The 25,657-nt window shown below is 71.9% G+C and carries 23 protein-coding genes, 2 tRNA genes, 3 pseudogenes and 1 riboswitch; of the genes and pseudogenes, 14 read left to right on the plus strand and 14 right to left on the minus strand.

The window, feature by feature from the left end; translation table 11 throughout:
• Positions 1–374: 374 nt before the first annotated feature.
• Both J1M64_RS09670 and cbiE read right to left on the minus strand, forming a co-directional pair.
• On the minus strand, positions 375–1,133 hold the full coding sequence (locus J1M64_RS09670; protein WP_120283019.1) for a cobalt-precorrin-4/precorrin-4 C(11)-methyltransferase: 759 nt from the start codon (positions 1,131–1,133) through the stop codon (positions 375–377).
• Positions 1,130–2,374 (minus strand): precorrin-6y C5,15-methyltransferase (decarboxylating) subunit CbiE, encoded by a 1,245-nt coding sequence (gene cbiE, locus J1M64_RS09675; protein WP_206474048.1) that lies wholly within the window; start codon positions 2,372–2,374, stop codon positions 1,130–1,132. Before cbiE ends, J1M64_RS09670 begins: the two co-directional genes overlap by 4 nt.
• Before the next feature lie 75 nt (positions 2,375–2,449).
• Positions 2,450–2,634: riboswitch (cobalamin riboswitch) on the plus strand.
• Between the two features lie 21 nt (positions 2,635–2,655).
• Here cbiE and J1M64_RS09680 point away from each other — a divergent pair.
• From J1M64_RS09680 to J1M64_RS09690, 3 genes are read left to right on the plus strand one after another with little or no spacing between them, the layout of a single operon-like run.
• Positions 2,656–4,863 carry a VWA domain-containing protein gene (locus J1M64_RS09680; protein ID WP_206474049.1) on the plus strand — a complete coding sequence of 736 codons (2,208 nt, stop codon included), beginning with the start codon at positions 2,656–2,658 and terminating at the stop codon, positions 4,861–4,863.
• Positions 4,863–5,477 carry a cob(I)yrinic acid a,c-diamide adenosyltransferase gene (gene cobO / locus J1M64_RS09685; protein ID WP_185951706.1) on the plus strand — a complete coding sequence of 205 codons (615 nt, stop codon included), beginning with the start codon at positions 4,863–4,865 and terminating at the stop codon, positions 5,475–5,477. The genes J1M64_RS09680 and cobO overlap by 1 nt, the downstream gene beginning before the upstream one ends.
• Positions 5,471–6,958, plus strand: a complete 1,488-nt coding sequence (locus J1M64_RS09690) for a cobyrinate a,c-diamide synthase (RefSeq protein ID WP_206474050.1) — start codon at positions 5,471–5,473, stop codon at positions 6,956–6,958. The genes cobO and J1M64_RS09690 overlap by 7 nt, the downstream gene beginning before the upstream one ends.
• Before the next feature lie 51 nt (positions 6,959–7,009).
• On the opposite strand, the gene J1M64_RS09695 is transcribed toward J1M64_RS09690, so the two are convergent.
• The 6 genes from J1M64_RS09695 to J1M64_RS09720 all read right to left on the minus strand — a co-directional run bounded on the left by J1M64_RS09695 (position 7,010) and on the right by J1M64_RS09720 (position 11,505).
• Complete coding sequence (locus tag J1M64_RS09695; RefSeq protein WP_206474051.1) at positions 7,010–7,276, minus strand: type II toxin-antitoxin system RelE/ParE family toxin; 267 nt, start codon at positions 7,274–7,276, stop codon at positions 7,010–7,012.
• 8 nt (positions 7,277–7,284) lie between these two features.
• A complete protein-coding gene (locus J1M64_RS09700; RefSeq protein WP_185951703.1) occupies positions 7,285–7,551 on the minus strand; it encodes a type II toxin-antitoxin system Phd/YefM family antitoxin in 267 nt (88 codons plus the stop codon).
• Positions 7,552–7,590: 39 nt separating this feature from the next.
• Complete coding sequence (locus tag J1M64_RS09705; protein ID WP_206474052.1) at positions 7,591–8,331, minus strand: cobalt-precorrin-6A reductase; 741 nt, start codon at positions 8,329–8,331, stop codon at positions 7,591–7,593.
• Positions 8,328–9,878 carry a cobyric acid synthase gene (locus J1M64_RS09710; RefSeq protein ID WP_206474053.1) on the minus strand — a complete coding sequence of 517 codons (1,551 nt, stop codon included), beginning with the start codon at positions 9,876–9,878 and terminating at the stop codon, positions 8,328–8,330. The genes J1M64_RS09705 and J1M64_RS09710 overlap by 4 nt, the downstream gene beginning before the upstream one ends.
• 109 nt (positions 9,879–9,987) lie before the next feature.
• Positions 9,988–10,064, minus strand: a tRNA-Ile gene (locus J1M64_RS09715).
• Positions 10,065–10,116: 52 nt separating this feature from the next.
• The gene (locus J1M64_RS09720) at positions 10,117–11,505 is read right to left on the minus strand and encodes a carboxylesterase/lipase family protein (RefSeq protein ID WP_241261392.1); all 1,389 of its coding nucleotides are present in this window, start codon (positions 11,503–11,505) and stop codon (positions 10,117–10,119) included.
• Between the two features lie 59 nt (positions 11,506–11,564).
• Between J1M64_RS09720 and J1M64_RS09725 the strand changes: the two genes are divergently transcribed.
• The 3 genes and pseudogenes from J1M64_RS09725 to J1M64_RS09735 all read left to right on the plus strand — a co-directional run bounded on the left by J1M64_RS09725 (position 11,565) and on the right by J1M64_RS09735 (position 14,032).
• Positions 11,565–11,987, plus strand: a complete 423-nt coding sequence (locus tag J1M64_RS09725; RefSeq protein ID WP_067714296.1) for a nuclear transport factor 2 family protein — start codon at positions 11,565–11,567, stop codon at positions 11,985–11,987.
• 49 nt (positions 11,988–12,036) lie between these two features.
• A pseudogene (locus tag J1M64_RS09730) lies at positions 12,037–12,382 on the plus strand (dihydrofolate reductase family protein); the annotation flags it as partial.
• A 108-nt stretch (positions 12,383–12,490) separates the two neighbouring features.
• Complete coding sequence (locus J1M64_RS09735; protein WP_206474054.1) at positions 12,491–14,032, plus strand: HNH endonuclease signature motif containing protein; 1,542 nt, start codon at positions 12,491–12,493, stop codon at positions 14,030–14,032.
• A gap of 5 nt (positions 14,033–14,037) precedes the next feature.
• Here J1M64_RS09735 and J1M64_RS09740 read toward each other — a convergent pair.
• Positions 14,038–14,304 (minus strand): annotated as a pseudogene (locus J1M64_RS09740) (molybdenum cofactor biosynthesis protein MoaE); the annotation flags it as partial.
• A 304-nt stretch (positions 14,305–14,608) separates the two neighbouring features.
• On the opposite strand from J1M64_RS09740, the pseudogene J1M64_RS19840 reads away from it, so the two are divergent.
• Positions 14,609–14,719 (plus strand): annotated as a pseudogene (locus tag J1M64_RS19840) (deaminase); the annotation flags it as partial.
• Positions 14,720–14,782: 63 nt separating this feature from the next.
• Here the strand turns inward: J1M64_RS19840 and J1M64_RS09745 are convergent.
• Positions 14,783–14,855, minus strand: a tRNA-Asn gene (locus tag J1M64_RS09745).
• Between the two features lie 81 nt (positions 14,856–14,936).
• Positions 14,937–15,440: a hypothetical protein gene (locus J1M64_RS09750; RefSeq protein ID WP_307872417.1), complete on the minus strand. Its 504-nt coding sequence runs from the start codon at positions 15,438–15,440 to the stop codon at positions 14,937–14,939.
• 126 nt (positions 15,441–15,566) lie between these two features.
• Between J1M64_RS09750 and J1M64_RS09755 the strand changes: the two genes are divergently transcribed.
• From J1M64_RS09755 to J1M64_RS09785, 7 genes are all read left to right on the plus strand, one after another.
• Positions 15,567–17,651, plus strand: a complete 2,085-nt coding sequence (locus tag J1M64_RS09755; RefSeq protein WP_206474056.1) for a fructose-specific PTS transporter subunit EIIC — start codon at positions 15,567–15,569, stop codon at positions 17,649–17,651.
• 60 nt (positions 17,652–17,711) lie between these two features.
• Positions 17,712–17,969 (plus strand): HPr family phosphocarrier protein, encoded by a 258-nt coding sequence (locus tag J1M64_RS09760; RefSeq protein ID WP_206474057.1) that lies wholly within the window; start codon positions 17,712–17,714, stop codon positions 17,967–17,969.
• The gene (locus tag J1M64_RS09765; protein WP_206474058.1) at positions 17,966–18,877 is read left to right on the plus strand and encodes an NAD(P)H-binding protein; all 912 of its coding nucleotides are present in this window, start codon (positions 17,966–17,968) and stop codon (positions 18,875–18,877) included. Before J1M64_RS09760 ends, J1M64_RS09765 begins: the two co-directional genes overlap by 4 nt.
• Before the next feature lie 146 nt (positions 18,878–19,023).
• Positions 19,024–20,238 (plus strand): 12-oxophytodienoate reductase, encoded by a 1,215-nt coding sequence (locus tag J1M64_RS09770; RefSeq protein ID WP_206474059.1) that lies wholly within the window; start codon positions 19,024–19,026, stop codon positions 20,236–20,238.
• 84 nt (positions 20,239–20,322) lie between these two features.
• The gene (locus J1M64_RS09775) at positions 20,323–20,820 is read left to right on the plus strand and encodes a carbonic anhydrase (protein ID WP_206474060.1); all 498 of its coding nucleotides are present in this window, start codon (positions 20,323–20,325) and stop codon (positions 20,818–20,820) included.
• A gap of 105 nt (positions 20,821–20,925) precedes the next feature.
• Positions 20,926–21,483, plus strand: a complete 558-nt coding sequence (locus J1M64_RS09780; protein WP_067713092.1) for an HdeD family acid-resistance protein — start codon at positions 20,926–20,928, stop codon at positions 21,481–21,483.
• A gap of 168 nt (positions 21,484–21,651) precedes the next feature.
• Positions 21,652–21,828 (plus strand): hypothetical protein, encoded by a 177-nt coding sequence (locus tag J1M64_RS09785; RefSeq protein WP_172812101.1) that lies wholly within the window; start codon positions 21,652–21,654, stop codon positions 21,826–21,828.
• 90 nt (positions 21,829–21,918) lie between these two features.
• On the opposite strand, the gene J1M64_RS09790 is transcribed toward J1M64_RS09785, so the two are convergent.
• The 3 genes from J1M64_RS09790 to J1M64_RS09800 all read right to left on the minus strand — a co-directional run bounded on the left by J1M64_RS09790 (position 21,919) and on the right by J1M64_RS09800 (position 25,648).
• The gene (locus tag J1M64_RS09790; RefSeq protein WP_206474061.1) at positions 21,919–23,349 is read right to left on the minus strand and encodes an MFS transporter; all 1,431 of its coding nucleotides are present in this window, start codon (positions 23,347–23,349) and stop codon (positions 21,919–21,921) included.
• Positions 23,350–23,569: 220 nt separating this feature from the next.
• Complete coding sequence (locus tag J1M64_RS09795) at positions 23,570–24,133, minus strand: dihydrofolate reductase family protein (protein ID WP_206474062.1); 564 nt, start codon at positions 24,131–24,133, stop codon at positions 23,570–23,572.
• 123 nt (positions 24,134–24,256) lie between these two features.
• Positions 24,257–25,648, minus strand: a complete 1,392-nt coding sequence (locus J1M64_RS09800; RefSeq protein ID WP_206474063.1) for an NAD(P)/FAD-dependent oxidoreductase — start codon at positions 25,646–25,648, stop codon at positions 24,257–24,259.
• Between the last annotated feature and the right edge of the window lie 9 nt (positions 25,649–25,657).

The raw sequence follows: 25,657 nt of genomic DNA on the forward strand, positions 1-25,657 counted from the left end.
CCACCAAATGCGACACCACGACCGTCTGCCGCTATCTGTGACCAGACCGGTGCTCGCGTGTATCGCCATGAGCAGATGCCGCCACAGAGCGTCGACAGAACCCCGCCATATAACGGCGAAAGCCACAGGCATACCCACCCTGCGACACAGCGTCAATGCCCAATCCTCGACCGTGTCGTAAGGGTGTACCCCACAGGGGACGTGACTACGCCTCGATGCTGGCGAGCGCAGCTGAAGCCTCTCCGATCCTCACGGGTCTCGCAGCTGGCGTTCCTGGCGAGCCACGCGGCCCTTCGCCGATACCGTTGCGTCGGTTCGGGCTTCCTGGCGGCCGGAGGACACTGTCTGTTGCCCTCTGCCTTCGGCCTATCCGTTCAGCCCCGCCGCTTCGACTCTCGCTCCGGGCTCGACGCGTACAACCACGATTCCGCTTCGCCCGGCCGCACCAGCGCCGGTCCCACGAGGATCACCGCTGCCTGGCGCAGGCCAGCCGCCTCCACCGCTGCCGCGATGTCAGCGAGAGTGCCGCGCAGCTCCACGCGGTGCGAGCGGCTCGCGTTGGCCACCACCGCCACCGGGCAGTCGGCACCGTGCGTGGGCACCAGACGCTCGGCCAGCTCACGGATCCGGGTGATCGCCAGGTGCAGCACCAGCGTGGCGCCGGTGGCGGCGAAGTTCTCCAGTGACTCCGTCGACGGCATCGCCGTCGACCGAGCCTGAACGCGGGTGAGCACCACCGACTGCACCACCTCGGGAACCGTGAGCTCCACCCCCAGCTCGGCGGCGGCCGCCGCATAGGCCGGAACACCAGGAACGACGTCCCACGGCACGCCAGCCGAGTCGAGCCGGCGAGTTTGCTCGGCGAGAGCCGAGTACAGCGACGGGTCACCCGAACACAGCCGAACCACCTCGAGCCCATCGGCGTGAGCGGCGACGATCTCGCCGATGATCCCGTCGAGGTCCAGATGCTGGGTGTCCACCAGCCGGGCCTCGGGTCGGCAGTGGTCGAGCACACCGTCGTCGAGGTACGTCCCCGCGTACAGGCAGACGTCGGCCTCGCGCAGGGACGCAGCCGCGCGCAGCGTCAGCAGATCAGCGGCGCCGGGGCCGGCTCCTACGAAGTGAACGGTCACGAGCTCTCCCCTGTTTCCGAAGTATCAGCCGCAGCGACGAATGGCTTCACGGCCGCCCACTGCACCACCGCACGGGCGGGGGCCCAGCCGGCGAACCGGCCGATCGAGTCCGCGTGCTCGACCTGGATCCTGGTCAGCTCCCCGCCGAACTCGGCGCGGGCGTCGACCACCACGCGCTCGGTCTCCAGAGTCACCGCATGCGCGACCAGCCGTCCGCCGGGACGAAGTGCGTCCCAGCACTGTCTCAGCAGGCCAGGAGCAGTGCCGCCTCCACCGATGAACACCGCGTCCGGCCGCGGCAGACCGTCCAGAGCCTGGGGCGCCCGTCCGTGGACGACCTCCAACGACGGCACCCCCAGCCGCACGGCGTTGCGCGCGACACGCGCCGCCCGCTCGGGATCGGCCTCCACCGCGATCGCCCGACATGACGGGTGGGCGCGCATCCACTCGATGCCCACCGACCCGGCGCCGGCGCCCACGTCCCACAGCAAATCACCGGCCATCGGTGCGAGCCGCGACAGGGCGGAAGCCCGCAGGTCGCGGCGGGTGAGCTGGCCGTCGTTCTCGAAGGCGTCGTCGGGCAGGCCCGGCACCAGTCCGAGCGGTCGGGCGGACGCGTCGGCCACGCACTCAACCGCCAGGACGTGCAGGGCGGGGGCCTCGTGATCGACAGCCCAGTCGCGCGCCGCGCGGGAAAACCGGGCCTCGGCCGGGCCCCCGAGATCGGACAGAACGGTCATCGCGCTCCCCCCGAAGCCGGCGCCAACGAGTACCGCGGCGACCTCTCCCGGCGTGTGCCGGTCGGCCGAGAGCACCAGCACCCGCCGCCCCGGCGCCAGCTCACGGGGCAGCGCGCGGTGGTCGCGCAGCACCGCCACGGACTCGGCCGGCCACCGCATCCTGGCGCGGGCCAGCGCGACCGAGGACACCGCCGGGAGCACCTCCACCGCGTCCGCGCCGAGCAGCTCGATCAGGGTGGTGCCGATCCCGGCGACCAGCGGATCGCCCGAGGCCAGGGCCACGATCGACCGCCCGACCCACCGCTGGAGCAGCTCCGGCAACCCGTCCCGCAGCGGCCGCGGCCACGGCACGCGTTCGGCCGTCACCTCGCCCGGAATCATCGCCAGATGACGCTCGCCGCCGAGCACCACATCGGCGCCCATGATGGCGCGACGGCGGGCCTCGTCGAGCCCCGCCCACCCGTCGCCGCCGATGCCGACGACCACCACCCGTGCATTCATGACGCGGAACCCTACCGCGACACCTGAGGCGCCCCGGGACAGGCCGTTGGGCTAGCCTCGGCACCACACAACCGAACAGACCCCACAGCACGAGGTGCCCCACGACCGCGAGAGCGGGCGGAGGGGAGAATCAGGGAAGCCGGTGAGAATCCGGCACAGGGCCCGCTACGGTAACCCGGCCTCTCAGGCGATCGCGCCCCGCGCGCACATCCGAGATGAGCCGGGAAGTCCGGAGACCGGCCTCGCGCTGACCAGCCTGGCAGACGAGAGCGGGAGCCCCCATGCCACTGCACTACCCCTTCAGCGCTGTCGTCGGTTCCGACGACATGGCGCTGGCCCTGACCCTGACCGCGGTGTCCCCGGCGGTCGGCGGCGTGCTGATCCGCGGCGAGAAGGGCACGGCCAAGTCCACGATGGTCCGCGCCCTCACCGGGATCCTGCCGGAGGTCGAGGTCGTCACCGGCGACCGCTTCTCCTCCGCACCTGACGACCGCGGTTCCGAGACCCCGGACGGGCGTATCCCCCACGACGCGCCCACCGAGCGGCGGCCGGTCCGCCTGGTCGAGCTGCCGATCGGGGTGTCCGAGGACCGCATCACCGGATCACTACACCTGGAGAGTGCGCTCGCCGATGGCGTGACCGTGTTCCAACCGGGCCTACTCGCCCGCGCACACCGCGGACTGCTCTACGTGGACGAGGTCAACCTGCTCCACGACCACGTGGTGGACCTTCTGCTCGACGCCGCCGCGATGGGCCGGGTGACCGTGGAGCGCGACGGCATCTCCGTCGAGCACGCCGCGCGCTTCGTACTGATCGGCACCATGAACCCCGAAGAGGGTGAGCTCCGGCCCCAGCTGCTGGACCGCTTCGGCCTCACCGTGGAGGTGGCCGCGCCCCGGGACCCGGAACTGCGCGCCGAGGTGGTGCGCCGCCGGATCGCGTTCGAGGCCGACCCGGCGGGATTCGTCGCCGCCCACGCCGCCGACGAGGCCGCAGTGCGCGAGCGGATCGCCGCCGCGCGGCGGGTACTCGACCGGGTGAGACTGACCCCCTGGGCGCTGTCCACCATCGCCCGGGTGTGTGCAGGCTTCGACGTGGACGGCATGCGCGCCGACATCGTCACCGCCCGCACCGCCGCCGCCCACGCCGCATGGCAGGGCCGGACCCGGATCACCCGCGAGGACATCCGCGTCGCCGCGCGCATGGCGCTGCCCCACCGCCGCCGTCGGGCCCCGTTCGATGCGCCGGGCCTCGACGAGGACCTGTTGGAACGGCTGCTGGGCGACGACGACGAGCCCGATCCCGACCCTCGAGACGAGACCGCGCCGGCCGACGACGCCGAACAGTCGGAGTCCGCAGACGAGTCCGCGTCGGCAGACGCCCCGGACGCCGAGTCGGCCCCGGCGCGGGCCTCGGCCGAGGACGCCGGGCACGAGCACCCGTCCGGCCAGGCCGAGCAGACCGAGGACAGCCCCGACGCTGCCGACGCCTCCGGCACCGAGGGCTCCGGCCAGGTGGAAGGCCGATCGGACGACGATGCCGACGGCCAGGCCGGCGATCAGGCCGGCGACGACACCCCGGGCGACGCTCCCGGGCCCACCCCGCCCGAGCCAGGCACGGTCACCGCGGCCGCGGCGCCGTACCGCACCCGCCTGCTCGCCGTCGCCGGTACCGGCCAGGGCGCGGCCGGCCGCCGGTCGAGGGCCATCACCAGCACTGGCCGCCGCATCGGCGCAGGCGCGTTCACCGGGGCCGACCTGCACCTGCCCGCCACGATCCGCTCCGCCGCGCCGCAGCAGTCCGCCCGGGGTCGCGAGGCCGGCCGCAACGGCGGTCGACTCCGGCTGGCCGCCGAGGACCTGCGCTCGGCGGTGCGCGAGGGCCGCGAGTCCAACCTCGTGCTGTTCTGCGTGGACGCCTCCGGCTCCATGGCCGCCCGCACCCGGATGGAGCAGGTCAAGACCGCGATCCTCTCCCTACTGCTGGACGCCTACCGCCGCCGCGACAAGGTGGGACTGGTGACCTTCCGCGGGTCCGCGGCCCACGTGACCCTGCCGCCCACCTCGTCGGTCGACATCGCGGCCACCCGCCTCGCGGAACTCCCGGCGGGCGGCCGGACCCCACTGGCCGAGGGACTGCTCACCGCCGCCGAGGTCCTGCGCATTGAAGGCGTCCGCGATCCGCGGCGGCGGGCCCTCCTCGTCGTCGTCACCGACGGCCGCGCCACCCACGGCCCGGACGCCCTCGCCAGGTCCCGCACCGCGGCGACCGGGCTGGCCTCCCTCGGCGTGGCCTCGGTGGTGGTGGACTGCGAGACCGGCCGCTTCCGGATGGGCCTGGCCTCCGAGCTCGCCGGGCACCTGGGCGCTGAGCACGTGCCACTGGGCGAGGTCACCGCCGAGGGACTCGCCGACACGGTCGACGTTCACACAGCCCGCGCCCGCACCGCGCGCCCCCGGGGCGTCGACCCCCGGAACGAGGTGGCCTGATGCCCAAGGGACAGCCGGAGATCGTGCCCGACGACGGGCTCAGCACCCGGCAACGCCGCAACCGTCCGCTGGTCATGGTCCACACCGGGCCCGGCAAGGGGAAGTCCACCGCCGCGTTCGGTCTGGCCATGCGCGCGTGGAACCAGGGCTGGGACATCGGGGTGTTCCAGTTCGTCAAGTCCGCCAAGTGGCGCATCGGCGAGCAGACCGTCATGGAACGCCTCGCCCGCCTGCACGCCGAGACCGGCGAGGGCGGGCCCGTCGAGTGGCACAAGATGGGCTCGGGGTGGTCGTGGTCGCGCAAGGACGGCACCGAGGACGACCACGCCGCCGACGCCGCCGAAGGATGGGCCGAGATCAAACGCCGCCTGGCCGACGAGCGGCACGACCTCTACCTGCTCGACGAGTTCACCTATCCCATGAAATGGGGCTGGGTGGACGTCGACGACGTGGTCGCCACCCTCGCCAGCCGCCCCGGCCGGCAGCACGTGGTGATCACCGGCCGCGACGCCGACCCCCGACTGCTCGAGGTCGCCGACCTGGTCACCGAGATGACCAAGGTCAAACACCCGATGGACGCCGGGCAGAAGGGTCAGCGGGGCATCGAATGGTGACCGCGCTGCCGCGGATCGTCGTGGCCGCGCCGGCGTCGGGGCACGGCAAGACCACCGTCGCGACCGGCCTCATGGCCGCGCTGCGCCGCACCGGGCTGGAGGTCTCGGGGCACAAGGTGGGCCCCGACTACATCGACCCCGGGTACCACGCTCTGGCCACCGGGCGGCCGGGCCGCAACCTCGACCCGCACCTGGTGGGCGAGAAGCGGATCGTGCCGCTGCTGCTGCACGGCGCCGGCGCGGGCGGGGCCGGGATCGGCGCGGGGCGCCCCGCCGACGTCGCGGTGATCGAGGGCGTGATGGGCCTGTACGACGGCCACATCGGCGGCGACGGGTTCGCCTCCACAGCCCACGTCGCCGCGCTCACCGGGGCCCCCGTCGTGCTGGTCGTCGACATCTCCCACGCCTCGCGCAGCATCGCCGCGGTGGTGCTGGGGATGGCCTCCTACGACCCAGCCGTGCACATCGCCGGGGTGGTGCTCAACAAGGCGGGTTCCGTCCGCCACTCCGACGAGGTCCGCCGCGCGCTGGCGCCCCTCGGCATCCCGGTGCTGGGTGTCCTCCAGCGCGACGACGACGTCACCGCCCCCTCCCGCCATCTCGGCCTGGTCCCCGCCGCCGAACGCCCGGAGGCCGCGCGCTCGCTCGACCACCTGGCCGGGAAGGTGGCCGCGTCGATCGACCTGGAGGCCGTCATGCGGATCGCGCGTGAGGCGCCGCCGCTGGCGGGCGAGGCGTGGTCGGCGCGCGTGGCGCTGGGTAGTGACCGCGCCCACGAGGTCGACGACGACGAGGTCCGCCCCCTCATCGCCGTGGCCGGTGGCCGGGCCTTCACCTTCCGCTACGCCGAGACGGTCGAGTTGCTCGAGGCGACCGGCTGCTCGGTCGTGCCGTTCGACCCGCTGGCCGACGAGGCCCTGCCCGACACCGCCGCGGGGATCTACCTCGGGGGCGGGTTCCCCGAGGTCCACGCCGCGGACCTCGCCGCAAACGAGCCGATGCTGCGGGCACTGCGCGCGGCGACGGCCGCCGGGACGCCGACCGTCGCCGAGTGCGCGGGCCTGCTCTACCTCTGTCGCACCCTCGACGGTGTCCCCATGGTCGGTGCTGTTGACGCCGACGCGGCCATGGCCCCGCGGCTCACGCTGGCCTACCGCCGGTCGACCGCGGTCGCCGACAGCGTCCTGGCGACCGCCGGCACCGAGGTCACCGGCCACGAGTTCCACCGCACGGCCGTGAACCCGCCCGCCGGCGCGGCGGGCTCTTACGCGGATGTGCCCAGCACGAGCGGACCGGGAGCGGCTCCCGCCTGGACCAGCAGCGCCGGACCGGAGGGCTTCGTCAGCGGGTCGGTCCACGCCTCCTACCTGCACACGCACTGGGCCGGGCATCCGGCGATGGCGGCCCGGTTCGCGGCGCACGCGCGGCGCTTCGCCCGGTTAGCGGACCGCGGAATGGGCACGGCCGCCGAGTTGGTCTGACTCCGCGACGACGAGCGCGCTGTCCGACGACACCAGCCGCTCAGACCGCGCTCACCGATACAAATCCCGTCTGTGCTCGACCCGGAGAACGAGGACCTCTCTGGCGTCGTCGTCGATCCGATACAGGATGCGGTAGGTCCCGCGACGAGCGAAGTACACGCCGGTCAGCTCCCTGCGCAGTTCGTTTCCCGCTCGCCGTGGGTTCGCGATCAGTGGCCCGGTGAGGAATTCGACCACCGCCGCGGCGATGTTCTCCGGAAGGCCCCGCTGGATCGCCCGAGCCGCGGGTGGGGCGACGACGAGCTCGTAGCCCTCCACCGCGCGGCCTACGGGCGGAGGGCCCGGACGGCATCGACGCCGCGCACGACCTCTCCGTGCGTCCTCGCCGCATCGGCCTCCCGGATATCCGCCAACGCTGACGGGTCGGAGAGGACATCGAGGGTCTCCTCGAGAGCGGCGAGATCGTCCGGGCTCATGACCACGGCCACCGGACGTCCGTTCTTGGTCACCGTGACGCGCTCGTGGTGCTTGGAGACACGGTCGACCACGTCGCTGAAGTTGGCCCGGACATCACGGAGCGGCTCGGTAGACATGTACACAATTGTGCCGCGCTTCGCGCGTGGGCGACATCTTCAATCCAGGCTGCTGGCCCACTCCGCGGCGGCTGCGGCACTGTCCACCACGGGCACGCCCGGCGCGGACCCGGGCCGCCGCACCACCACGACCGGTACGCCGAGCTCGTCGGCCACGGCCATCTTCGACCACGTGTGACCGCCGCCCGAGTCCTTGGTGACCAGCACGTCCACACCGTGATCGGCGAAGAGCTCGCGCTCACCCTCCACCGAGTAGGGGCCGCGGTTCAGCAGCAGCCGCCACCGCGCGGGCAGCTCCACCTCCGGCGGGTCCACCACCCTGACCAGCGCGTGGTGCCCGGCCAGCGGGCCGACGAACCTGTCCAGTGACTGCCGGCCGATCGTGAGGAACGGCCGCCGGCCAAGGCGGGACGCGGTGGCGGCGGCCTCGCCGTGGTCGTCCACCCAGTGCCAGCCGTCCGCACCGGGGGCGGCGGCCCAGCCCGGCCGCTCGAGGCGGAGCAGCGGGACCTCCGCGGCGGCGCAGGCTGCCGCGGCATTGGCCGAGATGCCGGCGGCGAAGGGGTGGGTGGCGTCCACGACCGCGGCCACGCCGGCCTCCGTGAGGTGCCGCCGGAGCCCGTCGATGCCGCCGAACCCGCCGACGCGCACCTCCCCCACCGGCAACCGCGGCCGCGCGACCCGGCCCGCCAGAGACGAGGAGAACCGCAGGCCGCCCTCCTGCAGCAGGACGGCGAGGTCGCGGGCCTCGGCGGTGCCGCCGAGGATCAGCACGCTCATCGGTCCGCCCCCGGCGGCAGCAGCGGCAGTTCCGGAGCACCCGAGCGGGCCAGCTCGAGCAGCGCATCCAGGTCGAGGTGCTCCTCGGCGAGATCGGCGAGCAGGTCGAGCCGCGCCTCGCGGGCCCGCGCGAAACTCACCCCGGAGGCCGGACGCACACGACCCGCGCCGCCGGAACCGCCGACGACCTCGGCCAGCAGCGCCGACCGGAAGCCGTCCGACTCGAGGGTTCCGTGCCACATGGTGCCGAACACGCGGCCCCGCCGGGCTCCGCCGGGGAACTCCTCGTCGTCGTCGACCCGCTCGCCCCCGCCGCCGACGCTCACCCTGCCGTGGTGGATCTCATACCCGCCCACGTCCTGACCCAGCGCGCGTCCGGTCGGCAGTCGCAGGACCTTCTCGGCGCCGAAGCGAGTGGTGGTGGGAAGCAGTCCGAGGCCGGTCACCCGCGCGCCGGGCTCGCCCTCGATGCCGTCCGGGTCGGAGATCTCCCCGCCGAGCATCTGGAAGCCGCCACAAATCCCCAGCACCGCGCCGCCGCGCTCGACGTGGGAGGTGAGCGCCCGGTCGAGGCCCCGGGCGCGGAGCCAGGCGAGGTCGTCGAGGGTGGCGCGGGTCCCGGGGACGACGACTAGGTCCGCCCCCGCGAGGTCGCGGGGCTCCGTGACGTACTCCAGATCGACGTCCGCCTCCAGGCCGAGGGCGTCGACGTCGGTGAAGTTGCTGATGCGCGGCAGACGGATCACGGCCACGCGCAGGGTCGCGGTGGCGTCGGCGGCGCGGGGGCCCACCGCGAGGGCGTCCTCCGAGTCCAGCCACAGGTCGGGATTCCAGGGCAGCACCCCGTGGACCGGCCGGCCGGTGAGGTCCTCGATCTGCCGCAACCCCGGGGCCAGGAGCGTGGGGTCGCCGCGGAACTTGTTGATGACGAACCCCGCGACCAGCCGCTGATCGGCGGGCTCGAGCAGGGCGACCGTGCCGTAGAGGGCGGCGAAGACCCCGCCGCGGTCGATGTCCCCCACCACGACGACCGGCATGTCCGCGTGCCGGGCCAGGCCCATGTTGACGTAGTCGCTCGAGCGCAGGTTGATCTCGGTGGGACTGCCGGCGCCCTCGCAGATGACGAGCTCGTGGCGGGAGGCGAGGTCGGAGTAAGCGGCGTACGCGGCGTCGGCCAGGTGGGCCCGTCCATCGACGAAGTCGCGGGAGGACACCGACCCGGCCGGCTGTCCCATCACCACCACGTGGCTGCGCCGGTCGCCGCCGGGCTTGAGGAGCACCGGGTTCATCGCGGGCTCCGGGGCCACGCCCGCGGCCAGGGCCTGGATCCACTGCGCGCGCCCGATCTCGGCGGTGCCGTCCGGACCTGTGCTGTCCGGACCTGTGCGGCGAGGGGCGGCGACCACCATCGAGTTGTTGGACATGTTCTGGGCCTTGAACGGGGCCACGTCGATGCCGCGGCGGGCGAACGCCCGGCACAGCGCGGTGGTCACGACGCTCTTCCCGGAATCGGAGGTCGTACCGGCGACGAGCAGGGAGGCGACCATGGAGATCGATCCTAGTCGGGCGCTCCGGGCCCGCCTGACCGGGCCGACCCGCGTCCGAGGTGGGGTCGCGGCGTGGTTGTGGGGCCAGCTGTGGTGATGAGTCGAGCGATGGTGGGGCCAGCGGGGCTCGAACCCGCGACCAGCGGATTATGAGTCCGCGGCTCTAACCAACTGAGCTATAGCCCCCCGCACGCGCCGGGAACGTCACCGGCACGCGCGGCGCAATCGTAGCAAGGCGTCAGGAGCCGCCGGCGGGCCACCAGACCGCGCGGACGTCGGCCAGTCCGTCCTCGACGACAGCGGGAGGGTCATCCCACACCTGCACGCGCCTCCCGGGGGGCGCATAGGGCGGGGACCCCGTGTCTCCGGAGCGGACGAAGTCGACCCACGACCGGTGCATCGCGTCGACGAGCTCCGGCGGGGCGTCCGCTCCGAGGTAGGCCCGCACGTTCGCGGCTTCCGGAACCGACCAGAAGAACGGCAGGTCCGCGCAGTGCACGGCGCCGCGACCCTCGGACCAGCGGAAGTCGTACACCCAGGTGGGCGCGCCGGCGGCCACCCGGGTCTCGGCCGCCCGCACGACGGTCGAGTGGATGGTCGCGGCGTCGACCACCGCCCCCACCGCCCGGCGCAGCGACTTGCCCGCCGACTGCCTGGCCAGCGCGCGCAGTCCGGTGGTGGGCAGCTCCTGGGACCGCAGGATCATCGCGGCACCCGGCACCAGCGCCGGCCCGGGGAGGGCCCGGACGACCCCCTCGAACTCCGTGGCCGTGGAGCCGATGAGCAGGGGCAGGGCGAGCCCGGGACCGCTCCCGATGCCCTCCAGGGGCGGGACCGGGACCGTGTCGTCGCCGACCGTCGGGCGGAACGGCATGAGGAAGGGATTGTCCTTGCGCAGGCGCCGGTGGAACTCGTCGACGGCGCCCCGGCCGCCGGCTGCCAGCTCCGCGGCGGTCGTGCCCTTGGGGGCCTGCGCGGCAGGCGATCGCAGGACCGCCGGCGACGAGGCGATCCCCCGGTGGAACAGGCCGGCCGCCAACGGCGAGGCGAGCAGGCAGAGCACCGCCCCGCCGCCCGCCGACTGACCCGACACCGTGACCTGCCCGGGGTCACCGCCGAACGCCGCGATCTCGTCGCGGACCCACTCCAGGGCCATGATCCAGTCCCGCACCCCGCGGTTGTCCGGGGCGTCGGGGACCGCGGTGAACCCCTCGACGCCCAGGCGGTAGCCCACCGAGACCACGACGATCCCGGCGCGCGCGAAGGCGGTCCCGTCGAACCAGGGCTGGTGCGATGACCCGGACTCCCAGCCGCCGCCGTGGATCCACACCAGCACCGGGTGGCCCGCGCCCTCGGTGGGGGCCCACACGTCGACGTGCAGGATGTCCGTGCCGGCGACGATCGGCTCGGGGATCGCCGGGTCGGGGTCGAAGCGCAGCCGCTGCGCGGTGGCGGCCGGCCGGGTCGCGTCACGGACGCCCGGCCACGGTTCGCGGCGGACCGGGGCGGCGAACCGCAGGTCGCCGACGGGGTCCTCGGCGTAGGGGATGCCGTAGTAGCGGACCACATCCCCCAGATCGGTGCCCTTGACGCGGCCGGTGGACAGCGCGATCTCGACGTCGGTCATGGCGGCCAGATTAGCCAGGACAGCTGAGATCCCCCGGCGATCCCTGCTACCAAGAGGAGATGACAAGTGATAGGGACCTGATCATCGAGCGTCTGGCCGACGTGGCCTCCGCGTTGGACTCACGTGACTGGGACGGGCTGGGCGAGCTGTTCACCGAGTCCGCCACCGGGTACGGCGCGACCGGTCGGCAGGCGATCATCGAGAGGGTCAGGGAGCACCTCGGGGGCTGCGGACCGTCCCAGCACCTGTTGGGCAACCATCGGGTCCAGCTCGCCTTCCACGGAGACGAGGACCGGGCACGAAGCCTCACGTACGCGCGTGTCCTCCACCTCGGTGCCGGGGACCAGTCCGATCTGTCCTACGAGTGCTTCGGCGAGTATTCGGATCTGTGGACCCGGACGCCGGAGGGCTGGCGGATCGACTCGAGGAGGTTCCACATCAGCTTCGACCGAGGCGATTTCCGGACACTCCAACCCGGCTGACGTCCGGACGCCTCCCATGGGAGGCGTCCACGATCTAGGAGGCAACACCATGACCGCCACCTACACGTTTGACGTCTTCGCCAGCCTCGACGGCTTCGGGTCGTACAACGACAACGGTGATTGGGGCGGCTACTGACGATTCCGGCGTGTTCGACCCCTGGGTCACCCAGATGACCACGCTGCTGACCACGGTGGTGTCAACGACGCTGGATGGTCCCCTCGACTGGCCGGACGCGGCCATCGTCAGCGGAGACGCCGTCGAGGTGGTCGCTCGCTTGAAGCAGCAATCCGACGTGTCGTTGCGCTCGCACGGCAGCTTGTCGATGAACCGGGCGCTGATGGCCGCCGGTCTGGTCGATCGGGTGCAGGCGACAGTGTTTCCCTGGCGCAGTGGGTGGGTACCAGGTTGGGATGAGTGATCGAAGATGATCGAACCCTTGTGCTAGTGAGCCGGTGCGGGTATTGTCGAATGTAGGTTCGATGTCAGTGGCGGAGGGAGTGGGATGGTGACGACGACGAGTGCACTGTTCGCCGTACCCGAGCCCCTCGGCATGGTCGACAGGGAGGCCGTCAGCGAGGCGGCCCGTGCCGCGACGCTGGCGCAGAACCGCGCCGGGGCCACGCGGCTGGAGGCGGCGCATGTCCTGGTCGAACAGTTTGCCCGGGCCGAGCAGGCACAGGCGGAGGAGGCACAGGCGGAGGAGGCCGGCGCCGGTTCGCGCCGGCCCGCGTACGCCCGGCTGGATCCGGAGGCGCGGGCCCGCGATCACCTCGTGGCGGCGTGTCAGCTCACGTGTTGGCACGCCGCGCGGTTGGTGACGGCCGGGACGCAGATCCACCGGCGGTTGCCCCGTCTGCGATCCACGGTCGACCGCGGGCTGCTGCCCGAGCTGTTGGCGGTCGATATCGCGTGTCGCCTGGCGGAGGTGCCGGACGCGATCGTGTCGGTCGTGGAGGACGAGGTGGTCGCGCGCTTCACGGACGATCTCGACGGTGGCGACCGGCCGACCCGCAACGCGGTGGACTCGGCGATCGATGACGCCGTGGAGCGACACGACCCGGCTGCCGCGGAGGACGCCGCCGCCGCGGCGGCCGCCACCCGCTCGGTCCGATTCCGCGGCGACCGGAACGGCATGGCCACGATGTGGGCCAGGCTCACCGCCGCCGATGCCGAACTCCTCCGTCGTCGCATCGAGACCGATGCGTCGGCCGCCTCGGAGGACGGACTGGACGGTTCCCTGGATCAGCTCCGCGCCGACGCCCTCGCCGCGCTCGCCGTCTATCCGCCTGCTGGTGGCCCGTCCGCGACCAGCCCCGGCTCCGGCTCCGGCCCGGCCCCTGCGTCCGAGCACGACGGCATCGAGCTCGGCGACGTCAGGCTCGGGGCGGACCTCCCCCGGCCCACACTGGGCAACGCCGCGCGGGCCGGTCAGCCGATCCGCATCAGCGTGATCGCCTCCGCGGCCCGGGGCCTGCCCAACCGTGTCGAGTTCGTCCACGGCACGTACAGCAGCGTCGAGTGGCTCTGCACGGAACTGCTCGAGGGCGACGACGCGAGCGTGCGGTTCGAGCTCATCGACCCCGCCCCCGGCGTGCTCGACTCCCCCGAGCACGCCCTGCGCTACGTGATCACCCCCGCGATGGCCGAGCGCATCCGCATGCGCGACGGCACCTGTCGTCACCCGGGGTGCTCGGTTCCCGCCGAGGCCTGCGACGTGGACCATGTGATCGCGTTCAACAAGAAGGACCCTGAACTCGGCGGGCCGACCACCGAGTGGAACCTCGTCTGCCTGTGTCGGAAACACCACCGGGAGAAGACGTTCGGGACCAACGCCTACCGGTCCGGGCCGGTGGGTGAACTCGTCATCATCACCGACACCGGACACGAACACCGCACCAGACCCAAGGGCCCCTTGGCCCGTGCCCGTGACGCCATCTGGGAACGCGAGTGGAACGCCTTCGCGGACCGCATCGTCGCCGACGACGGCACACTCATCAATCCGCCGGGTCAGAACCCGCGCAGACCCTGGAGACGACCGGCCTGACCAACTCAGCAGTCGCCGACGCCCACCCATTCGGAGACACCGTCGGTGAAGCGCTGCCGCTTCCAGATGGGCACCCCGTGCTTGAGCCGCTCGATGAGCTCCGAACACGCCGCGAACGCCTCGGCCCGATGCGGAGCCACAGCGACCACCACCACCGCGACCTCGCCCACCGGCAGCACACCCACGCGGTGGACGGCGGACACGCGGACCGTGCGCCCGGAATCGGCCGCCGAGGTGTGCTCGGCCGCGACCTCGTCGCAGAGCCGGGCGAGAGTGTCCCGGGCGGCGTACATGCTCGGTGACGGCGGTGGCGATGTCGGCGTCGGCCACCACGTGCACCTCGACCGGCGAGAAACCGCGCGAAGAGCCAACCCTCGATGGCGGGGCCGGTGGTGTCCTCGCGGAGGCCGTGCGCGGCGGCGGTGGAGGAGACGACGACGGCACCGGTTCTGCCGGTATCGAGCGCCGCGGGCCCGGTGTTCGCGCGCGCCACCTCGTCGTCGTCGCCCCCGGTCGCCACCTCGGACCTACGTGTCCAGTCACCGCGTTTCCCACAAGACTTTGCAGCGAGGCGGCGGTCAGACGGGCACGCGGCCGATTTTCGAGGGTGCCGCGGGTGGTGACCTCGAGCTGCTCGAGAGCCGTACCCTCGACGGCCCGATCCAGGAGCTGATCTACCGGCCCACCCGGCTGACCACCCCGAAATGCAGACCAGGTCAGGGCTCGGAAGCCACTGACCTGGTTGCTGAGCTCCCCCAATTGGACTCGAACCAATAACCCTTCGATTAACAGTCGAATGCTCTGCCAATTGAGCTATGGGGGATCACTACTGGCGCCCGGCGGTGATGCCGGATACCGAGAACCCACCTTAGTGCGCCGCAGGCCGACGAACCAAATCGGCTGGTCAGGCGATATCCGGAGTAGCGCCGACCGCCTGGTTCAACAGGCCGCGCCGGTACTCCTCCAGAGCCACCAGATCACCGAACAACGCCGAGTAGCCCTCGGGGTCCTCGGCGGGGCTCATCCGCTGCACCTTGGACTTGAGGTCCGCGATCTGGCCCGAGACCCACACCTCCTGCAGACGCGCCAACACACCTGAGATGTAGCGGGGCAAGGCCTCCTCGGACACGCGCAGCGTCTCCACCGCGAGGCTCCCGACCAGTCGGCGCAGCCCGTCGTCGTCCAGCCCCTCGGAGACCTCGGAGACCCAGTTCGCGCCGCTCTTGCCGGCCGCGCACCCGCCGGCCTTCGACAGTGCCTGCGCGATCGTGGCATAGGCGGGGTGGGTGTAGCACTCCTCCGGCAGGGAGTCGAAGAGCGGACCCGCCAGGCCCGGGTACTGCAGGGCCGCCTTCACGGCCTCCCGCTGGGGCCACAACACCGGGTCCGCCGCGGCGGGGATGGGCACGCCCGTCGGCACCTCCGGCGTCTGCGGAGCTTCGCGGCCGCCGGCCTCGTCGTCGTCGTATCCCCCACGGCCACGACCCGCGCCGCCCTCCCACCCAGCACCCTCGGAAGAACACGGAGCACGGCAATGAACCAGCCGATCATCGAGACCGCCGCGGTGCGGCTCGACGCCGACCTCGGCGGCACCAAGCAGGAGGTGATCCGGGCGCTGGCCCGGACCCTCGTCGACGCCGGCCGGGCCGACGATCACGACGCGCTCGTACGCGATCTGTTCGCCCGCGAGGACAAGGCGGCCACCGGTATGAAGGGCGGGATCGCGATCCCGCACTGCAAGTCCGAGGCGGTGTCCGAACCGAGCCTGGCCTTCGCGCGGCTCGACCCGCCCGTGGACTTCGGCGCCAAGGACGGGCCCGCCGACCTCGTGCTGATGATCGGCGCCCCCGCGGGCGGCGGCAAGGAGCACCTGAAGATCCTGGCCACCCTCGCCCGAAACCTGGTGCGCTCCGAGTTCGTGGACTCCCTCCGGTCGGCCGCCACGCCGGACGAGGCGGTCGCGGTCATCGAGGGCGTGCTCAGGCCGGAGGAGAAGACCTCGTCGTCGTCGTCGTCCTCGACCCCCGGCTCGGCAGCGGGCGCGGCATCGGGCGCGGCGCCGGCCCGGGTGGTCGCGGTGACCGCCTGCCCCACCGGCATCGCCCACACCTACATGGCCGCCGACTCGCTCGCCCAGGCCGCGGAGGCGCGCGGCGTCGAACTGCACGTGGAGACCCAGGGCTCGGCCGGGGCCACCCCCCTCGACGCGGCGGTGATCGACGCCGCGGACGCGGTCGTGTTCGCCACCGACGTCGGGGTGCGCGACCGCGGCCGGTTCGCCGGCAAACCCGTCGTCGAGTACGGGGTCAAGAAGGCCATCGACGCGCCCGACCAGGTCCTCGACGAGGCGCTGGCCGCGGCCCAGGACCCCCGGGCACGGCGCGTGTCGGCGGACTCCGGCGCCGCCGACGGCGGCTCCGGCTCGGGCGGGTCCGGCTCCGACGAGCACTGGGCTCGCGGTCTGCAGCGCGCCGTCATGACCGGTGTGTCGTACATGATCCCCTTCGTCGCCGCCGGCGGGCTCCTGCTCGCGCTGGGGTTCCTGTTCGCCGGGTACGACGTGGCGTTCGTGTGGGAGGAGCTCGCCACCGGGTTCTCACTCACCGACCTGCCCGGCGAGGTGTGGTACCTCGACGGTGAGATCGTGTCCGCCGGGACCGCCGGGGCCGAGGTCCTCACCCACTCCGGGCTGCGGCTCTACATGGGAGCCGTGCTGTTCGCGATCGGCCAGGCCGCGATGGGCTTCATGATCGCCGTCCTGTCGGGCTACATCGCCTACGGCCTGGCCGACCGTCCCGGCATCGCACCGGGCTTCGTAGGCGGCGCGCTGTCGGCGACCCTCGGCGCCGGGTTCATCGGCGCGCTCGTCACCGGCATCCTCGCCGGCTACCTCGTGCGGTGGATGACCACCTGGAAGACGCCGCGCTGGCTCGCCGGCCTCATGCCGGTGGTCCTCATCCCGCTCATCGGCTCGCTGGCGATCGGCCTGCTGATGTTCCTGCTGCTCGGCCGTCCGCTGGCCTCACTGACCTCCGCCATGGAGTCGTGGCTAGGCGGCATGACCGGCTCCTCGGTGATCCTGCTGGGCGTCATCCTGGGCCTGATGATGTGCTTCGACCTGGGCGGGCCGATCAACAAGGCGGCGTACACGTTCGCCACGGCCGGGCTGGTCGCCGACAACCCGGCGACGCTGCGGATCATGGCCGCGGTGATGGCCGCCGGCATGGTTCCGCCACTGGCGATGGGCCTGGCGACCGTCGTGCGCAAGCGCCTGTTCAGCCCGGTGGAGCAGGAGAACGGCCGCGCCGCGTTCCTGCTGGGCGCCAGCTTCATCACCGAGGGGGCGATCCCGTTCGCCGCCGCCGACCCGCTCCGCGTCATCCCGTCGATGATGGCCGGTGGTGCTGTGACCGGTGCGCTCATCATGGCGTTCTCGGTCGAGTCGTACGCGCCCCACGGCGGGTTGTTCGTGGTGTTCGCCATCAACCCGGTCTGGGGCTACCTCCTGGCCATCCTCGCCGGCACCCTCGTCGCGTGCGCGGCCGTGGTGGTCGCCAAGACCACCCGCCGCGAGCCCACCCCGGCCCCGGCCGCCGCAGCACAGCCGGTCGCGGCCTGACACCAGAGCCTGCACGATGACGGGGGAACCCCCGGCACCGGAATACACAGAGGAGACACCATGCCCAGCACCACCGTCACCGTCGGATCGGCCGAGGGCCTCCACGCCCGCCCCGCGGGGATCATCGCCGAGGCTGCCGAGAAGTACGAGACCGACATCGAGATCACCTACGACGACGAGGAGGCCGACGCCGCGTCCGCGATGCTCATCATGGCGCTCGGCGCCGAGAAGGGCGCCACGGTGACCGTCAGCGGAGAGGACGCCGCCGCGGTGGCCGAGATCGCCGCGCTCATCGAGCAGGATCTCGACGCGGAATGACCGTCCTGGTCGTGGGATCCGGCGGGTATCTCGGCTCGCGCCTGGTACCCGCCCTGCTCGACCGCGGTCACCGCGTCCGGGCCGGCGTCACGGACCCCGGTCGTGCCGCGACGCGCCCCTGGTCCGATCGGGTCGAGACCGTACGGTGCGACGTCCTCGACCCGGCGAGTCTCGCGGCCGCCCTCGACGGGGTCGACGAGGTGGTCTACCTGGTGCACCGGATGGGTGCCGGCGCCGACTTCCGCCGCGAGGACGCCGAGGGTGCGGGGGCGATGCGCCGGGCGATGGCCGCCGCCGGCACGGAGCGGTGTGTCTACGTCTCCGGATTGGCCCCCTCGGGGGACGACCGCCTGCCGCTGTCCAGGCACATGGCGTCCCGGCTCGAGGTGGAGTCGCTGCTCTCCGCCGGGCCCACGCCCGTGTTCACGCTCCGGGCCGGGGTGATCCTGGGCGCGGGCTCGACGAGTTTCGAGGTCCTCCGCACGCTCTGCGAACTGCTCCCCGTCCAGCCGGTGCCCCGGTGGATGCGGCACCGGAGGGTCGAGCCCGTCGCCGAACGGGACGTCGTGGAGGCCCTGTGCCATGCCCTGGACGGTGAGCCCCGGACCGGCCACGCGGACCTCGGATGCGGCGAGGCCCTGACCTATCCCGCACTGCTCGCGCGCTACTCCCGCATCGCCGGGTTGCCGACGGTGCGCGTCCCTGTGCCCGGGGTGCCGTGGGATCTCGTCGCCGCCGGACTGGCACCCCTGGTGGATCAGGACGGAGCGACGGTCGGTGCGCTGATCGAGAGCCTGCAGCACGACATGGTGGTCGGCGATCCCGCCGCGGGGCTGCTCCCCGGGGACTGGGAGATGACGGGGATCGACGAGGCGATCCGGGTCGCGCTCGCCGGCGCCGCCGGCTAGGTGGGAGGTCCAACGCGGCCACCGCCGATGCGACATCCAACGACCCGCTTAGGTAACCTCGATCACAACTGACACTCGTCAATCCGCGAGAGTCTCGAGATCGAGGCCCGAGACGACCGCCCGAGGAAACAAAGAGGTCGCGCATCATGACGTCGCGTATCGCCACCCCGCCGGTCGCCCCGGGCCGTGAGGCCCTGTTCCGTCCCCTCGAGGTCAGGTCGCTGCGCCTGGCCAATCGCCTCGTCATGTCCCCCATGACCCGCATGGGCTGCCCCGACGGCCTGCCGGACGAGGTCAACCGCGACTACTACGCCGACCGTGCGGCGGGCGGAACGGGCCTCGTCGTCACCGAGGGGATCGGCGTGGACCACCCGACCTCGGTCGACCACTCCGCCATCCCCCGGTTGGACTCCCCGGCGTCCGTCGCCGCCTGGCGCGTGGTCACCGACGCCGTCCACGCCGCCGGCGGCCGGATCATCGCCCAGCTCTGGCACGTCGGCCCGCTGTGGGGCGCGAACGCCCGCTTCGACCGGGCCCACCGCGACCGGCTGATGGAGATGCACCCCATGCGCCCGTCCGGGCTCTGGGGGACGCCGGGCGTCACCACGTACTCCGAGCGCAGCGTCGCCCGCTGGTCGCCCGAGGTGCCGCCGATGACCGACTCCGACATCTCCGAGGTCATCGACGCGTTCGCCCGCTCCGCGCGCCTGGCGATGGAGGCCGGTTTCGACGGCGTGACGCTGCACGGCGGCCACGGGTACCTGCTCGACGCGTTCGTCTGGGCCGACACCAACCGTCGCACCGACGACTGGGGCGGTGACCTGGCCGCGCGCAGTCGCTTCCCCGCCGCGGTGGTCGCGGCGGTCCGCAGTGCGATCGGTCCCGACGCGCCGCTGTTCTACCGCTTCTCCCAGCACACCCAGCAGGACTACACGGTCCGCAAGGCGACCACTCCCGACGAACTGGGCGTCTACCTGGGCGCACTCGCCGAGGCCGGGGTCGATCTGCTCGACGCCTCGACCAGGCGGTTCAGCGACGCGGCATTCCCCGACCTAGGAGGTGACGACGGCGAGGTGACCCTGGCCGGTTGGGCCCGCCGGCTCACCGGCCTGCCGTCCGGCGCCGTGGGCGGGGTGGGGATCGGGACGTCCCTGCGCGAGCAGAAGTCGGGCAAGCCGGCCATCGCCGCGGACAACATCGATGCGGTCGTGGAGTGCATGGAGCGCGGCGAGTTCGACCTCATCTCCGTGGGTCGACTGCACCTTGCGGACCCGTCGATCGCGCAGGTCCTGCGCGAGGCCGGGCCGCTGCCGGAGTTCGTGCGCGAGGTCCACGAGATGCCGCTGCGCTCCCCCGCCTGACCCGCCGCGCCGCGGTCGGCCGCGTGAGCTGCCGCTACCCGACCAACTCTAGCGGGCCCGCCGAACCGGGACTAGCCTTCGGCCATGACCGTCACCGACGAACTGCTCGAGGCCGCCAAGGCCTACCAGGCCGACTTCGACAAGGGCGACCTGCCCATGCCGCCCGGGCGGCAGATCGCCGTGGTGGCCTGCATGGACGCCCGTCTCAACCCGTACGGCCTGCTGGGCCTGACCGAGGGCGACGCGCACGTCATCCGCAACGCCGGTGGGGTCGTCACCGACGACGTCCTGCGCTCGCTGACGATCAGCCAGCGCCTCTTGGGCACCGAGGAGATCGTCCTGATCCACCACACGGACTGCGGGATGCTCACCTTCCGCGACGACGACCTCAAGGACCGGATCGAGTCCGACACCGGCCAGCGGCCCCGTTGGGCGCCGGAGTCGTTCCCCGAGCCCGAGGCCGACGTACGCCAGTCGATCGCCCGGGTCGAGTCCGATCCGTTCCTGCTGCACAGCACCGCTGTCCGCGGTTTCGTCTACGACGTCGGCACCGGGGAGTTGCGCGAGGTCGCCCGCGTGTGACGCGGACCTGCTGATGCCCCTTCCCGGGGAAGGGCGATCGCGCTAAGTTGGAGGTTCCTTCATCCCGCGCCGAACTGTCCCGGCGATCCCGCACGGAGCCCCGCAGTGTCCACACACACTCACTCAGCCGAGACCACTCGTTCCGTCAACCCGTTTCGGGTCGCCCTGCTCGTCGGCGGCCTCATAGCCGTGGGCTTCGGCGTCGCTGTCCTCTTCTGGCCCGCGAAGACGGCAGTTGCCGTGACCGGGGTGCTGGCCGTCTACGCGATCGCGGCCGGCGTCGTCTACATCGCCGTGGCGGCCGTCGCCAGGTGGCAGAGCACGGGTAGCAGGATCGGCCACGCCCTCCTCGGAGTGCTGTTCATCCTCGCCGGCGCCTATGCGTTCGCCTCTCTCCAGGAGTCGGCGGCATTCCTCGCTCTCTTCGTCACGGTCATGATCGGCGTGATGTGGATCGTCGAGGGTTTCACCGCTTTGTTCACCCTCGGCGAGTCTGGGTCGAGCGCGGTGACGGTCATCTTCGCGATCATCTCCGTCCTCGCCGGGTTCGCGCTGCTCAGCACCCCGGTGTGGGGCGCGGGGTTCCTCTGGTGGCTCTTCGCGATCTCTCTCGTCGTCCTCGGCGTACTCAACGTGGCCCGCGCTTTCCCGCTTAGGGGCTGACGGCCGGACCACCCAAACCCGCCTCCCCGCACGCGGGCACCCCGGGAGATGTTTCAGAGACCGGTAGCGCACCGGTCGAGCCCAGTGCGGATCGCTGTTAACCTCGGCCCCGGCGCACCGGTTGTGACCCGGATCGCCTCATCACCCCGACGAAAGGACTCCCCTGCAATGGGTTCAGACGCTCTCGGTTCCCTCGGTTCTCTCGCGGCGGGCTCCCTCGCCGCCCCGCTCCTTGGTTCGCTCGGTCTCGGCTCCCTTCTCCAGGGGGCCGGCAGTGACGTCGGCAGCGCGACCGACTCTCTGACCGGGCTGCTGCCCACGGACCTCCTCGGCGGCCTCTCCTGACCCGGACGGGATACACGCAAGACCCCGGGACGCAGTTCTTCGTCCCGGGGTCTTCTGTATCGCGCGCCGGAGATCGGCGTCACGACGGCGTCAGGTGTGTGCGCCCTCGGCCTGCTGCTCGTCCGAGTACATGGACGTCTTGCTGGTCTCGGGGGCAAGGACCAGCGAGATGATGGTGAGCACGCTCAGGCCGACCAGGTAGTAGCCGACGTAGGCGACCGAGTAGTTCTGCACCAGCCACACCGCGACGAACGGGGTCAGCGCCGCGCCCAGGATCGCGGAGAAGTTGTACGCCACTCCCGAGCCCGTGTAGCGCGTGTGGGTGGGGAACAACTCGGGAAGCACCGCGGACATCGGCCCGAAGGTCAGCCCCATGAGCATCATGCCGACGCACAGGAAGAGCAGCATCCGCACCACGTCAAGGTCCTCGCCCGTACCCATCGCGTCCGGGTCGAGCCACCAACCGAAGCTCAGGCCGAACAGGATGATGGCGGCGGTGACGCCGATGAGCATCCGACGGCGGCCCAGCTTGTCGGCCAGCAGGCCGGCCACCGGGACGAACGCGGCGAACAGCAGGATCGCGATCACCTGGATGATGAGGAACGACTGGTAGCCGTAGCCGAGCCCGCCGGCGTCCGCGCCGCCGATCGCGAACGACAGGATCCACGTGGTCATCAGGTAGAACAGGCCGTACGTGGCCAGCATGATGAACGTGCCGAGGATGATCTCCCACCAGTTCCTGCGGAACACCTCCGAGACCGGGGTCTTGACCCGCTCGTTGTTGGCGATCGCCCGGGCGAAGACCGGCGTCTCCTCGATGCGGAGCCGTACGTAGAGGCCGACGGCGACCATCACGATCGACAACAGGAAGGGCAGACGCCAGCCCCACACCAGGAACGGGTCGCCCAGTTCCGCGGCGGTGGAATCGTACGAGAACCAGATCGTGAGCAGCAGGAAGATGCCGTTGGCGAGGATGAAGCCGAACGGCGCGCCGAGCTGCGGCCACATGGCGGCGAACGCGCGCTTGCCCGGTTGCGCCGTCTCGGAGGCCAGGAGCGCCGCGCCCGACCACTCGCCGCCCAGGCCGATGCCCTGGAAGAAGCGCAGGATCGTCAGCATCGCCGGGGCCCAGAGACCGATCTGGTGGATCGTCGGCAGCAGGCCGATGAGGAACGTCGCGATACCCATGGTCAGCAGCGCGCCGACGAGGGTGACCTTCCGGCCGAGACGGTCCCCGTAGTGACCGAAGACGATGGACCCGAGCGGCCGCGCGATGAACGCCGTACCGAAGGTGGCCATCGAGGCCAGCAGAGCGGTGCCGGAGTCACCGCCTGCGAAGAACAGCAGCGGGAAGACCGACACCGCGGCCGTCGCGAAGATGTAGAAGTCGTAGAACTCGATCGTGGTCCCGATGAGCGAGGCGAGGATGATCCGGCGCCGGGGCACCGGCTCGGCCGAGATCGTCTCGGGGACCGCGGTACCCGTCCCGTGGGGCCCTGTGGACCCGTCCGGCGTTGCCATGTTCCTCCTAGGGCGCCTGAACGGCGCATCTACTGTCGACCACCGACCGTCGACCGCGACAAGCGTAGGCGGCCGAGTGATGTGGGTCACCCTGACCGGTGGTGGCTGTGCACGTGGCACAGATCAGCCCGTCGATTTTCGCGATCGTTGCGCACGGTGTCCAATCCCTCCCCCGCCGCCGGGGCGTGCGGGGGTGGTGCGGATGATGCCGTGCGCCGGGTCAGCGCGTCCGGTAGTGGGAGTACGCGGTCCCGCCGGCGAAGACGCGATGGGCGGCGAGCTCCAGGTCCAGCGTCGTGTCCGGGGGCAGCGCGCGCAGTCCGCCGCCCACGACCCTGGGGACGACGAACAACCGGAGATCCGAGACCAGCCCCGCGCGGATCGCCGCGCCGGCCGTGGTGGGTCCGAAGATCTCCACCTCGCCCGGCGCCTCATCGACGATGCGGCGCAGAGTGTCCAGGTCGAGTCGCGGGACGAGGCGGTCGCGATCGGACACGAGGTCGTTCGCGGTCAGTGTCGAGGACACCACGGTGCGCGGGATCGCCTTCCACCGTTCCGCGAACTCGTACTCGTCGGGGCTCCACGAGTCGTCCTCGGGCGGGGACTGCCAGTACTCCATCAGTGTGTACGTCCGCCGGCCGAGCACCTCGTGGACGACGGGCCCCAGGCGTTCCACGTGGAACCGGAACACCTCGCCGCTCGGGGCGGACCAGTTGAAGTCGCCGCTCGCGTCCGCGGCGTACCCGTCGACGGAGACGGTGGCGGTGTAGGTCAGCGTGCCCATGGCCGTCCTCCAGCCCTTGTCCGTGATGTGGGCGGTCTTGATGAGGGCAGTGTAGTGCCGTGCGCAGGTTCCAGACTGAGCGTTTCCCGCGATTCGGTGTCCGGCGCCCGCGGCGGCGTCGGGTCAGTCGGACACCGCGCGGTCGGCGTCCCGACGCTCCCGCTCCTGCGCCTCGGCGATGGCCTGACGTGCGTAGACCCACCGGGCGGTGGAGTTCAGGTGCGAGCGGTGGTCACCGATGTGCAGCCCCCAGGACAGCAGGGTGATGACGCGGTTCCGGAAGCCGATGAGGAAGGCCAGGTGCACCACCAGCCACAGGACCCAGGCGACGAAGCCGTGGAGCTCGAGCGGCCCGATCTTGGCCACCGCGCTGTAGCGCGACACCGTCGCCATCGACCCCTTGTCGAAGTACTTGAACGGCGGGCGCTCGGACGGGGACCGTCCCCCCTCGACCTCGCGGACGATCTGCTTGGCGACGTACTTGCCGCCCTGGATGGCGACGGGGGAGACACCCGGCAGGTTGTCGAGGTTGATCATGTCGCCGATCACGAAGATCTCCGGGTGCCCGGGCAACGAGAGATCCGGGTTCACCAGGACCCGGCCCGCCCGGTCCACCTCGGCGCTGGTCTGGTCGGCGAGCATCCGGCCCAGAGGGCTCGCCTGGACCCCGGCCGACCAGATCTTGCAGGTCGAGTCGATCCGGCGGAGCGATCCGTCGGGGTCCTTGACCTCGATTCCGCTGTAGTCCACATCGGTCACCATGGCGTTGAGCTGGATCTCCACACCCAGTTCCTCCAGCCGCCTGCGGGCGGCGTTGCCGAGCTTCGGTCCGAAGGGCGGCAGGACGGCAGGGGCGGCGTCGATGAGGATGATGCGGGCCCGACCCGGGTCGATCCGGCGGAAGCTGTTCTTCAGGGTCCGCTGAGCCAGCTCCGCGATCTGCCCGGCCATCTCCACGCCCGTGGGGCCGGCGCCCACCACCACGAACGTGAGGAGACGACGACGCTCCGCCTCGTCCTCGGTCACCTCGGCCTGTTCGAAGCAGCCCATGATCCTGCTCCGCAGCTCCAGGGCGTCGTCGATGGACTTCATGCCGGGAGCCCAGCGCTCGAAGTGATCGTTCCCGAAGTAGGACTGGTTGGCACCGGCGGCGACGACGAGGCTGTCGTACTCGAGCTCGAAGTCCACGTGCCCGGCGGTCGCGTGGACGGTCCGCGCGGTCACGTCGATCCGGTCCACCTCCCCCAGTGCGACGGTGGCGTTCTCCTGATCGCGGAGGACCAACCGGGTGGAGGGAGCGATCTCCCCGACGGACAGGATCCCGGTCGCCACCTGGTACAGCAGGGGCTGGAAGAGATGGTGGCCGGTCCTGGCGACCAGGGTGACGTCCACGTCCGCCTTGTCGAGGGCGCGGGCGGCGGCGAGGCCCCCGAAGCCCGATCCGATGATGACGACGCGGTGGCGACGATCCGCCGGGGCCTGAGCACCCGTCACCGGATGAGAGTTCATGGTCATGGCGCCTCC

This window comes from Dietzia sp. KRD202, assembly GCF_017168155.1.
GTDB lineage: Bacteria > Actinomycetota > Actinomycetes > Mycobacteriales > Mycobacteriaceae > Dietzia > Dietzia kunjamensis.